Below are 12,630 nucleotides of genomic sequence, written 5' to 3' on the forward strand. Positions count from 1 at the left end.
CTTACCCAGGAGTTACAGGCATGTTTATGCCTCGTCAAACATCGCTGACGATAACTCAGTAAGCCCGAGAGAAGGGATTTCAGGGGTTGGTGTCTTCGCTCAAGCGGAAGTTATCGCAGCACGATACCGATAACGCTTGAGCTGGTGCGATCACCAAATGTATGTGAAACATTGAAAATTTCACAGTACAGCATAATTGGCCTCCTTATATATTCAGTGGGTTGATGGATGAAGGGAGTGTAGCGGGGGAATGTGGGTTTGGCTAGCGGGAAGTGCCGTATATTCCCTTCACCCTGACCCTCCCCCCTTAAGGGAGAGAGCTGGGGTAAGGGGCAATGTTTAAATCGAAGTACGACGATAGCTACGGTATTCCGGCATCCAGAAATTATCGTCAATTGCCTGCTGCAACGCATCGGCAGAGGTTTTCACCGCTACGCCTTGCTGCTGCGCCATTTTGCCCACCGCGAAGGCAATGGCACGGGAAACCTTATGAATGTCCTTCAGTTCCGGCAGTACCAGTCCTTCACCATTGTTCACCAGCGGAGAGTGACCCGCCAGCGTTTCGCTCGCGGACATCAGCATTTCGTCGGTGATGCGTGATGCGCCGGAGGCGATGACACCCAGGCCAATACCCGGGAAGATGTAGGAGTTGTTGCACTGCGCGATGGGGTAAAGTTTGTCCTTCCACACCACCGGATCGAACGGGCTACCGGTCGCGACCAGGGCATTGCCTTCGGTCCAGGCGATGATGTCCTGCGGCGTCGCTTCCACGCGTGAGGTCGGGTTTGACAGCGGCATCACGATAGGACGTTCGCAGTGCTTGTGCATTTCGCGAATGATCTCTTCCGTAAAGAGGCCAGTCTGCCCGGACACGCCAATCAAAATGTCCGGCTTGACGTTGCGCACCACGTCCAGAAGCGAGAGCACTTCGTTGTCGGTATCCCAGTTTTTCAGATTCTCGCGCTTCTGCACCAGTTTGGTCTGGAACGGAAGCAGGTTTGGCATGCCGTCGGTCAGCAGGCCAAAGCGGTCCACCATAAAGACGCGGGAGCGGGCCAGCTCTTCGCTCAGGCCTTCACGCTGGGTCTGGGCGATAATTTGCTCGGCGATGCCGCAGCCCGCAGAGCCCGCGCCCAGGAAGACAATTTTCTGATAGCTGAGCTGGCTTCCCGCCGCACGGCTCGCGGCAATCAGCGTACCGACGGTCACGGCCGCGGTGCCTTGAATGTCGTCGTTGAACGAGCAGATCTCATCGCGATAACGGTTAAGCAGCGGCATGGCGTTTTTCTGCGCGAAGTCTTCGAACTGCAACAGAACGTCCGGCCAGCGGTGCTTCACGGCCTGAATGAAATCATCAACAAACTGATAGTACTCGTCGTCGGTAATGCGCGGGTGACGCCAGCCCATGTACAGCGGATCGTTCAGCAGCTGCTGGTTGTTGGTCCCCACGTCCAGCACCACCGGCAGGGTATAGGCCGGGCTGATCCCGCCGCAGGCGGTATAGAGAGAAAGCTTACCGATGGGAATACCCATCCCGCCAATGCCCTGGTCGCCAAGGCCAAGAATACGTTCGCCATCGGTTACCACGATCACTTTGATGTTGTGGTTCGGCACGTTTTGCAGAATGTCGTCCATGTTGTGACGGTTCTGATAGGAGATGAACACGCCGCGGGAACGGCGATAGATCTCGGAGAAGCGTTCGCACGCCGCGCCGACCGTTGGGGTGTAAATCACCGGCATCATCTCTTCGAGATGGTTCTGCACGAGGCGGTAGAAAAGGGTTTCGTTGGTATCCTGGATATTACGCAGGTAGATATGTTTGTCGATTTCGGTTTTAAAGCCCTGATACTGGATCCAGGCACGTTCTGCCTGTTCTTCAATGGTTTCAACCACTTCAGGCAGCAGGCCCAATAGGTTAAAGCTGCTGCGCTCTTCCATGCTAAAGGCGCTGCCTTTGTTCAGAAGAGGGAACTCCAGTAAAACCGGACCGGCGTAAGGGATATAAAGGGAACGATGTTTTTTCAGTTTGTTGTCCATGTCACTCACTCTTTTTAAGAAGATCCGTCCCTGACACTGCTGTTTGTCATCTTTCTGGCCTGTGCTACGGGGTGCGGTCGGTAGGTATTATAAAGGAGCTGAATATTAATTACCGCAACACATAAACAAAAACACCATCGGGATTACCGATGGTGTTGTGAATATCGTGCCGGAACTTACTTGCCGGAAGGGCGTTTTCTGCCGGTAGCGTGGGTAACCTGCGTTTCGCTACCCTCCTCAATAACCACTTTACGCTTGTTAGAGAGCTTGTAGTTCAGTCCCAGAATGTGGCGTGCCTGACGGTTCGATTTCATATTAACTCCTCAATCCTGTTGATAGTTTTAAGGACAAGCTTGCTTACGCAAACGAAATGTAACCCCTTAGGTTGCAGATCCAGCTTAGCAGGTTTTTATAAAGGTGCGTTGCGCCCGCTAACCACATAGTTGATGGTTTGCTGGTAGATGTCACTGAGGATGTCATTGTCCGTGGCTTCCACCCACTTGGTCAGTTCCATCAAAATGTCATCTTCAGTAACAACACCGTGCTCGGCGTGGAGACCTTGTGCGATCGCGTTAACAAGTTCCGGTTGTGCTGCTGTGGTATGTGCCGGGTAATAAGTAAACATGCTGCCTCCGTGTCGTTGTCTGTTTAATGTTACGGCGTGCAAAATCGTAATTCACATTCAGAGTGACAAATATTTTCGTCGTTGTGGCTCAGATTCGTCCTGGAAATAAAAATATCACATGCCGTAGCACAGAAATAAATTTTAGGGCTTCCAGCGGCGTAAATTCGTCGTTTTTTCATAAGGCATGGGGGACGGCCAGGTGATCAATTCTACAACGCTGCCCCAGGGGGTTTGACCATAGCAGAAAGCATTGCCTTCACCTTGCTCATCCGGAAAGCTAAGCGGCTTCGGCGCGGTAAACATATCGCCGCCTGCGGCGGTGAAAGCCGCGATAGCACTTTCAAAATCATCAACATAAACAGCAAAATGCTGAAGGCCAAAATCGCTGGGGCGGGCGGGCATACCCTGCTCAGGTCCGTGCATTTCGAAGAGTTCAATGCCGGGGCCGTGAGGCATGGCGAGCATGCGGATGGCGTGAATTTTAGTGCCGGGAAATAATTTTAAGGTGTGTTGCTGAGCGGACTGGTCAATATTATCGGTTTCAGCATCTACTGAATGATATAAAACCTTCGCGCCGAAAGCGCGTTCAAAAAATAGGGTGGCTTTTTCAATGTCGGGCACCGTAATACCGATATGGTCGATGCCCCTTACTGGCGATTGCATATAAAACTCCTGCTATAAAAAATTTAAATATAGCAGGAGATAATCAGGTTATTACCACTTCATTTCGCCGGTATTCACCTTGGCGCTCAGTTCCAGAGAGCTTTCTTCCGCAAGGTTCGGCCACTGTTTTTTCATCGCGTTGATGACGCCGGTTGATTCTTTATGCGTTGTGAGGGCCAGTTCAAAACGCTGTAGATAGTCGCGGGTAAAGTCAATCGCGCCGGTTCCTGCGGGCGGTGTCCCCAGGTAGTGGCCCGGAATCACGCGATCGGGCTTACGGGCGGCCATATTATCCAGGGTCTGCTGCCACTGTTTGCGGCTTTCTGGCGTCTGAGTATCCGCCGTCCAGACGTGAATGCCCCACGAGACGCCCGTGCCGCCGAGGATGGTTTTCGCGGAAGGGATCCAGACGTACGCCGCATAACTTTCAGGCTCTTCAATGCTCACTCTCTCACCGTCAATCATAAAGGTGGTTGAGGCAAGCACCTGCGGTACGTAAAGCTTCGTGGGCGCGCCGTCTTTCATCTGCGGCCCCCAGAAGGCGAGCTTAGCATCTTTAGTGGCGTTGATATGGTCCACCACCTGCTGCGTAGCGACAACCTTGGCGTTCGGGAAGGCTTTCACCAGCGGTTGCAGACCGAAATAGAAATCCGGATCGCCGGAGGTGATCACAATTTTGTTCAGCGTTTTACCGCTGTGGCGAATTTTTTCCACCAGCGCTTCGCCATCCTTCACGCTGAACTGCGCGTCAAACAGCACTGCCTCTTTCGGCCCAGAAACCAGGGTGGATGAGACGGCAAAAATCCCTTTTTCTTGCGGGTTGTACGTATCAATGGTTAACGGCGCGGCAAACGCGGCCGGAGTAACAAGGGTGGTCAGCAAAGCAAGGCGGGCGATGGTCATGGTCAACTCTCTGTTCATCAGGAAAGTCTCTATTGTACGGATCTCTGCATTTGCCAGAATTCCTGAAACAGGAGATGCTTAGTTTCATAAACCGAGCAAATGGAGGTCAGAATGGATCGCGTAATTGCCGCTCAGGTGTACAACCGCATCTGTGAGTTGGGGAGTTTAAGCGCGGCGGCGCGGGCGCTGGGGATCTCTCGCCCTATGGTGAGCCGTTATCTGGAGCAGATGGAGAAGTGGGCCGGTGCGCGGCTGGTGAACCGTTCCACCCGCAAGCTGACGCTGACGGCGGCGGGAGAGAAAGTGCTGCAAAAGACCCGTACGCTGTCGCAAATTTCTCAGGAAATCGAAGATCAGTCCGTGAAGGATTTGCCCTCAGGCACCCTGCGCGTCGCCTGCGCGCATTTTACCGCGACCCAGCTGATTGCTCCGGTGCTACCGGATCTGTTGCAGCGTTACCCTCAGCTGCGCATCGAACTGGATGTCAATAACCATCCCGTGAGCCTGGTGGGAGAGCGAATTGACGTGGCGATCCGCATCACCGATAGCCCAGAGCCCGGCATGATCGCCCGCAGGCTGGGAGAGTGCAGGTCCGTGCTTTGCGCCTCGCCGCAGTATCTTACCAGCCGGGGCGTTCCTGAACAGCTTGAAGATTTAGCCCAGCACAACTGCCTGCATTACAGCTTCTTCGCGGGGCAATCGTGGCGTTTTTTGACGCCCGAAGGCGAAGCGATCGCAACGGCGGTGAGCGGCAATCTGAGCGCCAGTATCTCGTCTCTGCTGATGGAGGCAGCGATAAACCACTGCGGCATTGCCATGCTGCCCGAACGCGAGGCCAGCACGGCGCTCAAAGAGGGCAGCCTGGTGCCGGTGCTTAACGCCTTTACGCCAAAACCGATCGGCATTTTTGGCATTTATCAGTCGCGTGACTATCAGCCTGCGGCGCAGCGCGTGTTTCTCGACGCGCTGGCAAACCACCTGGCTGCGCCTTCGGACTAGTCTGTGTTCTCTGCAAAATGGGGGAGGCGTCCTATACTTAACCCTTTGTAAGCCAAAAGGAGAGCAACAATGACGATTCATAAGCACGGTTCAGCACACTGGTCAGGCGACATTAAGCGCGGCAAAGGGACAGTATCAACCGAAAGCGGCGTCCTTAACCAGCAACCTTACGGCTTTAACACCCGCTTTGAGGGCGAGAAGGGAACCAACCCGGAAGAGCTGATTGGCGCAGCGCACGCAGCCTGTTTCTCCATGGCCCTGTCGCTGATGCTGGGTGAAGCGGGCTACACCGCTGACTCCATCGATACTACGGCGGATGTCTCGCTGGATAAAACCGACGGAGGTTTTGCTATCAGCAAGGTCACTCTGCAAAGCAAGGTGACGGTACCGGGTATCGATCCGCAGCAGTTCGACGGCATTATTCAGAAAGCGAAGGCGGGCTGCCCGGTCTCGCAGCTGCTGAAAGCGGAAATTACGCTGGACTATAAGCTGAACTGATTTCAGGCCGGGCAGATGCCCGGCTTATTTTTTAAAGGTTACGCCAGCAGCGCACGCTTCGGCTCCCGGAAGAGGATTGAAGTTGTTGCGGCTGTTCGCATCCCTGCGTCGCCAGCGGGCATCGGTCTCGGAAATAACATCCCACCGGCAGGTGCCGGTTGCCGGGCAGGTCGGTTTTTCGCAGCGCCAGCGCGTCATCCAGCGGCTCGCCGGTGCGGGGAACGGAGTCAAGCAGCAGCTGCGTATACGGATGGCGCGGCTGGCCCAGCACCTGTTCCGCCTTGCCCAGCTCTACAATCTGCCCCAGATACATCACCGCCACGCGATCGCTCATATGCCGGACCACCGAGACATTGTGCGAGATCAGCACGTAGGTGAGATTTCGCTGCTGTTGCAGGGCAACCAGCAAATTGAGGATCTGCGCCTGGACGGAAATATCCAGCGCGCTGGTAGGTTCATCCAGCACGATGATGTCCGGATCGGAGGAGAGCGCCCGGGCAATAGCGATTCGCTGACGCTGTCCGCCCGAAAACGCATGCGGCAGACGGTCAAGGTATTCAGCACGAATGCCCACCTGCTGGGCCAGGGCTTCGGCCAGCTCACGACGCTCCCGCTCGCTGCGGCGTTGCTGTATCCACACCGGCTCAGTGATGATGCGCCAGACGGGTAAACGCGGATCGAGGGATGAGAGCGGATCCTGAAATACCATCTGCATACCGCCCGCCGCGTTCGCGCGCTGACAGGCGCCGGTGCTCGGTTTAAGCATGCCCATCAGCAGCTGCGCCAGCGTACTCTTTCCACAGCCGGATTCCCCCACAATGCCCAGCGTTTCGCCGCGACAGATCTGGAGATCCATGCCGTTCAGAGCGTGCACCTGTTCCGTCACGCGCCCCAGCCAGTTTTTGCGCGCGGGAAAATTCACGTGCACGTCGTCCAGTTCCAGTAATACCTCAGACATGGCGTGTCTCCTGTTGTGGATACCAGCAGGCTGCCTGCTGGCCTTCTGCGCCCGTGGAGTGTAAGCGCGGCGTTTCACCGCATTTCGCACCGGCCGCAAAACAGCGCTCGCGAAAGGCACATCCGCGCGGCAGGTGGCTGAGATTAGGCACCGTGCCGGGAATGGCCGGGAGGATCTCACGCGGTTCGCCATTTTCCGGCGCGCACCGCAGCAGGCCAATCGAATAGGGGTGCACAGGATGGTGAATCAAGGCCTGCGTGCTGCCGCTTTCGATCACGCTGCCCGCGTACATGACGTACATCCGGTCACAAAGCTGCGACACTACCGCCATATCGTGACTGATAAACAGCACCGACGTTCCGCTGGCGCGCGCTTTATGTTTTAACAGCCGCAGCACCTGGAGCTGGACGGTCACATCCAGCGCGGTGGTGGGTTCATCGGCAATGATCAGCTCCGGCTCGCAGGAGAAGGCAAGGGCGATCATCACTCGCTGGCGCATGCCGCCGGAAAGCTCAAACGGATAGCGATCCATCACCTGCGCCGCGTCCGGAATTTGCATCTCGCCCAGCAGGGAGATCGCCTTCTGCTGCGCATCGCGCCGTGAAAGCGGCTGATGCTGGCGGATCACCTCCACCATCTGCCTGCCGATCCGCCGCGTGGGGTTGAGCGCCGTCATCGGCTCCTGAAAAATCATCGCCACCTTTGCGCCGCGCCACTGGCGAAGCTGTTTTTCTGACGCGTTCAGCACATCTTCCCCGAGCAGCGTGACCCGCCCGTGGTGAACATGGTAACTGCCTTCCGGCAGCAGGCGCATCGCCAGCATCGCGGTGACCGATTTTCCCGAGCCGGATTCGCCCACGACGCCAACAATTTCACCCCGGCCAATCTCCAGCGAGACGTGGTTGAGCGCATGTACATCGCCGCGAAAAATGGGGAAGCTCAGGTGTAAATCTTCAATCGATAATACGGAATCACTCATGACTGCTTCCCTCCTGATTTGGGATCCAGCAGGTCGCGAAGACCATCGCCAAACAGATTAAACCCGACTGCCGTAATCAAAATGGCCGCCCCGGGAAACGCGCAGTACCACCACTGGTCAAGCACGTAGTTACGTCCCACGGCCACCATCGCGCCCCATTCGGCGGTGGGCTGCTGCGCGCCTAACCCAATAAAGCCCAGCGTGGCAGCCATCAGAATAGCGCTGCCGATATCCAGCGACGCCTGAACGATCAGCGGCGGCAGGGCGTTACGCAGGATATGCCAGCGAATCAGGTGCCAGCGCGATGCGCCAAAGGTGCGGGCGGCCTGCACGTAGGTAAACTGGCGCACGACCAGCGTCTGACCACGGGCCAGCCGTACGTAAAACGGAATACGGACAATCGCAATCGCCAGCATCGCGTTAAACAGGCTTGGGCCGAGCGCGGCGGCCAGCGCCATGGTTAGCACCAGCGAGGGGATAGAAAGCATAATGTCCATGATGCGCATGATGATGGCGTCGCCGCGCCCACCGAGTACGCCGGACAAGCAGCCGAGCAGCGAGCCGATGCCGCCCGCAATCACCACCACCGCCAGCCCCGCCGTGATGGACTGCTGGCTGCCCACCAGCACCCGGCTGAACAGATCCCGGCCCACCTCATCGGTGCCAAACCAGTGCTGGAGTGACGGTGCCTGCAAACGTGCGGTGAGATCCAGCGCGTTCGGATCGTGCGGCACTATCCACGGCGAAACCACCATCATCAGCAGCATCAGGATCATAATGACTCCGCCGATCAGCGTGAGCGGGCTTTTGCGTAGCATCCATAACAGCTTCGCCCAGTGGATGCGCTGTTTAGCGGTGCTAACGGGGACAGGCGTTTCCTGAGTTAACATCATTCGGCACCTCCGCGCCCGATTCGCGGGTCGATCCACAGATACAGCAGATCTACCACCAGATTGACGAAGACGTAGGCCAGCGACACCACGACCGCAAAGCCCATGACGGCAGGGAAGTCCAGCGCCTGAATGGAGGTCACGACCCAGGCGCCCATTCCCGGCCAGGCAAACACGGTTTCGGTGAGGACGGCCCCGTACAGCAGATCGCCCAGCGCCAGCCCGAGCACGGTAATGGAGGGGATCATGGCGTTGGGTAAGGCATAGCGCAGCACGATGTACCAGCCCGGCAAACCGCTCGCGCGGGCGGTACGAATATAATCCTCGCTCAGCTGCTCCAGCATGGCGGAGCGCACCTGACGCGCCACAATCCCCAGATGCACAAAGGCCAGGGTCAGGGACGGCAAAATCAGGTGCTGAAGCGCGTTGAAAAATACTTCACCGTTGCCTTCCAGCAGGGCGTCCAGCAGATAAAAGCCAGTCACGTGGGCAGGGGGATCGAGCCAGTCGTCCAGCCTGCCGCCTCCGGGCAGAATTTGCAGCTGCCCGTAGAACAGCACAATAACCCCCAGGCCCAGCCAGAAGGCAGGGGTCGAAATGCCCGTCATCGCCATCAGCCGCACCAGGTGATCCAGCCAGCGGTTACGGTACACCGCCGATAAAATTCCCAGCGGTACGCCAATTACCAGCGCCAGCAGCAAGGAGCAGAAGGCCAGCTCCAGCGTGGCGGGGAAAAAGGCTTTCAAATCTTCCGCAACGGGACGACCGGTGCGAATGGAGGTGCCCAAATCACCGTGCGCCAGCGCCTCAACATAGCGACCAAACTGAATATAAAGCGGCTGGTCCAGACCCAGCTGCTGGCGGATGCCCTGCACAATGTCATCGCTCGCGCGGTCACCGGCCAGCAGGCGGGCCGGATCGCCGGGGATCAGGTGTGAAATAATAAAGGTAATAATACAGACACCGGCCACGACCAGGATTAACCCCCAGCAGCGCTGGCGCACGATGCTCCAGAACGTCATACACTTTCCCCCGGCATGGACCGTTACTTACTCATGGTGGCGATGTTAAAGACCTGCTCCAGCATCGGATTAAAGGTGAAGCCTTTGACCTCTTTGTTCATCGCCAGCTGGTAGTTCTTCTGGAACAGATAAACGTAAGCCGCCTCGTCAATCACCACTTTCTGCGCCTGCTGATAGTCTTTGGTGCGTTCCGCCTGATCGGTTGTTTTCAGTGCCGCCTGCAACAGCGCATCGACCTCTTTGTTCTCATAGAATGAGCGGTTGCCCGGCAGCCCTTTTTTGTCCGATTCGAACCAGTAGTTCATGAACATGTACGGATCGGCGAAGTCCGGGCTCCAGTTACCTATCGCGATGTCATAATCACCTTTGCCGACGCGGTCACGCATGGTGGCGTTTGCCAGTTTCTCCAGCTTAACGTTAATCCCGAGCTTGCTCAGGCTCGCCTGAGTGGAGAGGGCGATAGGCTCCCAGTTCGGGTCGTTATCGGAGTAGAGGAACGTCAGGCTGGCGGGTTTATCGTTGACTTTTTCCAGCGCCGCTTTGGCTTTGGCCTCGTCAAAGCTGTACTGCATGGCGTTCGCATCGAAGCCCCACATGCCCTCCGGGATCGGGCCGCGCATCTGCTTGCCGTTCCCGCTGAGAATGCCTTTCACCATCCCCTGATAATCGGTCGCCCAGGAGACCGCGCGGCGCAAATCCACCTGATTCATCGGGGCTTTACTGTTGTTCAGATAGAGATAGGTCACCCGCAGGGAGGGGTATTCCGCCACGGCCACTTTGCCTTCCTGCTTCAGGGCGGCAAGCTGATCCACCGGCAGGGCGTCGGCGATATCCAGATCGCCACGGGAAAGTTGCAAGCGACGCGAGGCGCTTTCACCGATAATCTTCACCGAGACGCGCTTAAAGTGCGGCTTTTCGCCCGGCCAGTGCGGGTTGGGCACCATTATCAGCTGCTGACCTTTGCGCCAGCTTTTCAGCATAAATGGCCCGGAACCCGCGGTGTTTTGCGCCAGGAAACCCCGCGCATCGTCGGCGGCATTGGCCTTCAGCACCGCCGGGTTGACGATCGACGCGCCGTCATTCGCCAGCGTGTAAAGGAATGGGGCAAACGGCTGGCTAAGGGTGAATTTCACCGTATGTTCATCCACCGCGTCCACCTTCAAATCTTTCGGGAACGCTTCGGATGGCCCCTGGTTAATTTTCAGCAGGCGTTCAAACGACAGCTTGACCGCTTCGGCGGTCACCGGCGTGCCGTCGGAGAATTTTGCATTGTCCGCCAGGGTAAACGTCCATTCTTTCTGATCGTCTGACGCCTTCCAGCCCGTCGACAGATCGCCTTCCACCTCCGTGGTGCCAGGCTTGTATTTCACCAGACGCTGGTACGAGGGGTAGGTCACCGTCCAGTCGTTATTATCGATAGTCACCGCCGGATCCAGCGTTTGCGGATCGGCAGCTTTACCAATTACCAGCATATCTTTTGGCACTGCCGCCAGCGCGAGCGGAGCGCTGAGGGCGAGCGTAGCGGCAATCAGGGTAGTAAGCAGCGTTGTTTTCATGGCCGGGCTCCAGAATTACAGTGAGGGTGTAGTCGAATAACAGGCGAACTGGTCGTCCAGCAGCGGGTAGCTTGCGGCGTTCGGCAGCTCGAAATGCCACCATTCGCTGCTGATGCCGACAAAACCGCCGCCGAACATCACGGCGTTCAACAGCAGACGATTACGCTGTGCCGCGGGCGGAACGGAAGGGTGCCAGGCATGAGAGCGGTCGTGCATTTCGTCAAACGCAGCGCCCATATCCAGCACGTTGTCGTGTTCATCCATCAGCGTGACGTCAATGGCGGTGCCCCGGCTGTGGTTGGAGCCAATCGCGACGTCCACCACGTATTGCGGATTGGGGCAGGCGTCCCAGAGTTGCGCCTGCGCCTGCTGTGGACGATAGGCGTCGTAGACCACCAGTTTCAGACCGGCCAGCGCGGCGATGCCGATCGCTTTTGCCAGTGCGGTGGCGGCGTCCGTATGCAGCAGACACGCGGCGTGCTGGTAGATTGGGCGGCCTGTAATGTTATCGGCAGTGGCGTATTTAAGATCGATATGCAGCGTGGGAAAGGTTTTCGCCACATCAATCAGTTGACTCTCTTCAGGCATAGCTCCGCTCCTTTAGCGTTCAAATTGACCAAACTCTTGTTGTAATTGTCGGTTGACGGCCAGACGCTCCGGCAGCGCATCTCCCAGCGCCTCCACGACGCCCGACAGCAGCAGGTTGAACAGGCAGCTCACCGGCGCCAGCGAATCCCAGAACTGGCCGGTGTCGGTCTTCACCTGAAGTAAATCAATTGGGTAATCCCGCGCCCACGGGCACCAGATATCGGTGATCAGCGCCATCGACAGCCCTTTTTCGCTCGCCACGCGGCAGTACTGGCGGGCAATGGCGGAGTAGGCGCGGGTATCGGTCAGCACGATATACGGGTGCGCAAAGCCGGAGTTAAGCGACTCCACCCAGCTGCCGGAGAGCCCTTCGGAATAGCTCACGCGCGGGCGCAGGTACTCCAGATGGCTGAAGAAGGCATTGGCGATCCCGCGCGTGGACTGGATCCCCAGCACGAAGACGGCATCGGCATGAGCAAGTTGATGGACCACCTGCCTGAACGTTTCGCTTTGCGCCAGCTGGTAGACATGGGCAATGGCCTCCACCTCTAGCGACAGGGAGTGCTGAACGCGATCCGACAGCGGCTGCTGCTGCTTCCAGGAGTCGAGGCGCTCGTTAATGCCCCAGGGCTGATGGGGATCGCGCAGGCTTTTTTTGGCATCGTCCAGGTTGCGATAGCCCAGCTTGCGCAGAAAACGCCCGACAGTGATCCCGCTGGTGGCCGTGGCCAGCGCCACGCTTTCTGCCGTTTCGAACGGGATCTGCCCGACGTGCGCCAGCATCCAGCTTGCCACCCGCTTTTCGCTCGGGGTGAGCTAGCTGAAGGTCGCTTCGATACGGCTCAGCACCTCAGGTTTGGTCGTCATACCGCCTCGCTGTTAACTGGCTGTCATTGGCCGGATTTCTGTTAC

The 12,630-nt window shown here is 57.3% G+C and carries 14 protein-coding genes; 2 read left to right on the plus strand and 12 right to left on the minus strand.

From position 1 onward, the window contains the following. Positions 1-339: 339 nt before the first annotated feature. The 5 genes from A3466_RS15285 to A3466_RS15305 form a co-directional block, all read right to left on the minus strand. Positions 340-2,037, minus strand: a complete 1,698-nt coding sequence (locus A3466_RS15285) for an NAD-dependent malic enzyme (protein ID WP_003857058.1) — start codon at positions 2,035-2,037, stop codon at positions 340-342. A gap of 176 nt (positions 2,038-2,213) precedes the next feature. Further along, positions 2,214-2,351 (minus strand): stationary-phase-induced ribosome-associated protein, encoded by a 138-nt coding sequence (gene sra, locus A3466_RS15290; RefSeq protein WP_003857059.1) that lies wholly within the window; start codon positions 2,349-2,351, stop codon positions 2,214-2,216. Between the two features lie 95 nt (positions 2,352-2,446). Beyond that, positions 2,447-2,662 (minus strand): biofilm-dependent modulation protein, encoded by a 216-nt coding sequence (gene bdm, locus A3466_RS15295; RefSeq protein ID WP_022648192.1) that lies wholly within the window; start codon positions 2,660-2,662, stop codon positions 2,447-2,449. A gap of 141 nt (positions 2,663-2,803) precedes the next feature. Continuing rightward, complete coding sequence (locus tag A3466_RS15300) at positions 2,804-3,325, minus strand: VOC family protein (protein ID WP_063451266.1); 522 nt, start codon at positions 3,323-3,325, stop codon at positions 2,804-2,806. 51 nt (positions 3,326-3,376) lie between these two features. Then, entirely contained in the window at positions 3,377-4,228 is an 852-nt protein-coding gene (locus A3466_RS15305; protein WP_063451267.1) for a Vmh family MBL fold metallo-hydrolase, read from the minus strand. A gap of 111 nt (positions 4,229-4,339) precedes the next feature. Between A3466_RS15305 and A3466_RS15310 the strand changes: the two genes are divergently transcribed. Further along, positions 4,340-5,227 carry a LysR family transcriptional regulator gene (locus A3466_RS15310; protein WP_074161046.1) on the plus strand — a complete coding sequence of 296 codons (888 nt, stop codon included), beginning with the start codon at positions 4,340-4,342 and terminating at the stop codon, positions 5,225-5,227. Between the two features lie 69 nt (positions 5,228-5,296). Continuing rightward, positions 5,297-5,725, plus strand: coding sequence for an OsmC family protein (locus tag A3466_RS15315; RefSeq protein WP_063451269.1), 429 nt, complete (start codon positions 5,297-5,299; stop codon positions 5,723-5,725). Between the two features lie 31 nt (positions 5,726-5,756). Here the strand turns inward: A3466_RS15315 and A3466_RS15320 are convergent, their stop codons facing one another. Genes A3466_RS15320 through A3466_RS15350 form a run of 7 tightly spaced genes read right to left on the minus strand, consistent with a single transcriptional unit; the run spans position 5,757 to position 12,513 of the window. After that, complete coding sequence (locus tag A3466_RS15320; protein ID WP_063451270.1) at positions 5,757-6,683, minus strand: oligopeptide/dipeptide ABC transporter ATP-binding protein; 927 nt, start codon at positions 6,681-6,683, stop codon at positions 5,757-5,759. Then, the gene (locus tag A3466_RS15325) at positions 6,676-7,662 is read right to left on the minus strand and encodes an ABC transporter ATP-binding protein (RefSeq protein WP_063451271.1); all 987 of its coding nucleotides are present in this window, start codon (positions 7,660-7,662) and stop codon (positions 6,676-6,678) included. Before A3466_RS15325 ends, A3466_RS15320 begins: the two co-directional genes overlap by 8 nt. After that, positions 7,659-8,555, minus strand: coding sequence for a D,D-dipeptide ABC transporter permease (gene ddpC / locus A3466_RS15330; RefSeq protein ID WP_063451272.1), 897 nt, complete (start codon positions 8,553-8,555; stop codon positions 7,659-7,661). The genes A3466_RS15325 and ddpC overlap by 4 nt, the downstream gene beginning before the upstream one ends. Then, positions 8,552-9,574, minus strand: a complete 1,023-nt coding sequence (locus tag A3466_RS15335) for an ABC transporter permease (protein WP_006810693.1) — start codon at positions 9,572-9,574, stop codon at positions 8,552-8,554. Before A3466_RS15335 ends, ddpC begins: the two co-directional genes overlap by 4 nt. A gap of 23 nt (positions 9,575-9,597) precedes the next feature. Further along, complete coding sequence (locus A3466_RS15340; protein ID WP_063451273.1) at positions 9,598-11,130, minus strand: ABC transporter substrate-binding protein; 1,533 nt, start codon at positions 11,128-11,130, stop codon at positions 9,598-9,600. A 15-nt stretch (positions 11,131-11,145) separates the two neighbouring features. Continuing rightward, positions 11,146-11,718: a D-alanyl-D-alanine dipeptidase gene (gene ddpX, locus A3466_RS15345; RefSeq protein ID WP_063451274.1), complete on the minus strand. Its 573-nt coding sequence runs from the start codon at positions 11,716-11,718 to the stop codon at positions 11,146-11,148. A gap of 12 nt (positions 11,719-11,730) precedes the next feature. Then, positions 11,731-12,513 (minus strand): MurR/RpiR family transcriptional regulator, encoded by a 783-nt coding sequence (locus A3466_RS15350; RefSeq protein ID WP_245167757.1) that lies wholly within the window; start codon positions 12,511-12,513, stop codon positions 11,731-11,733. Positions 12,514-12,630 lie beyond the last annotated feature (117 nt).

Source organism: Enterobacter genomosp. S, assembly GCF_001631805.1.
In the GTDB taxonomy this organism is placed as follows: Bacteria; Pseudomonadota; Gammaproteobacteria; order Enterobacterales; family Enterobacteriaceae; genus Enterobacter; species Enterobacter quasihormaechei.

Excerpts from the sequence above, each read along its gene's own strand:
- ddpC (WP_063451272.1), bottom strand. The coding sequence starts at position 8,555 with ATGATGTTAACTCAGGAAACGCCTGTCCCCGTTAGCACCGCTAAACAG.
- ddpX (WP_063451274.1), bottom strand. The coding sequence starts at position 11,718 with ATGCCTGAAGAGAGTCAACTGATTGATGTGGCGAAAACCTTTCCCACG.
- A3466_RS15315 (WP_063451269.1), top strand. The coding sequence starts at position 5,297 with ATGACGATTCATAAGCACGGTTCAGCACACTGGTCAGGCGACATTAAG.
- A3466_RS15340 (WP_063451273.1), bottom strand. The coding sequence starts at position 11,130 with ATGAAAACAACGCTGCTTACTACCCTGATTGCCGCTACGCTCGCCCTC.
- A3466_RS15285 (WP_003857058.1), bottom strand. The coding sequence starts at position 2,037 with ATGGACAACAAACTGAAAAAACATCGTTCCCTTTATATCCCTTACGCC.
- bdm (WP_022648192.1), bottom strand. The coding sequence starts at position 2,662 with ATGTTTACTTATTACCCGGCACATACCACAGCAGCACAACCGGAACTT.
- A3466_RS15325 (WP_063451271.1), bottom strand. The coding sequence starts at position 7,662 with ATGAGTGATTCCGTATTATCGATTGAAGATTTACACCTGAGCTTCCCC.
- A3466_RS15305 (WP_063451267.1), bottom strand. The coding sequence starts at position 4,228 with ATGACCATCGCCCGCCTTGCTTTGCTGACCACCCTTGTTACTCCGGCC.
- A3466_RS15335 (WP_006810693.1), bottom strand. The coding sequence starts at position 9,574 with ATGACGTTCTGGAGCATCGTGCGCCAGCGCTGCTGGGGGTTAATCCTG.
- A3466_RS15300 (WP_063451266.1), bottom strand. The coding sequence starts at position 3,325 with ATGCAATCGCCAGTAAGGGGCATCGACCATATCGGTATTACGGTGCCC.
- A3466_RS15320 (WP_063451270.1), bottom strand. The coding sequence starts at position 6,683 with ATGTCTGAGGTATTACTGGAACTGGACGACGTGCACGTGAATTTTCCC.
- A3466_RS15310 (WP_074161046.1), top strand. The coding sequence starts at position 4,340 with ATGGATCGCGTAATTGCCGCTCAGGTGTACAACCGCATCTGTGAGTTG.
- sra (WP_003857059.1), bottom strand. The coding sequence starts at position 2,351 with ATGAAATCGAACCGTCAGGCACGCCACATTCTGGGACTGAACTACAAG.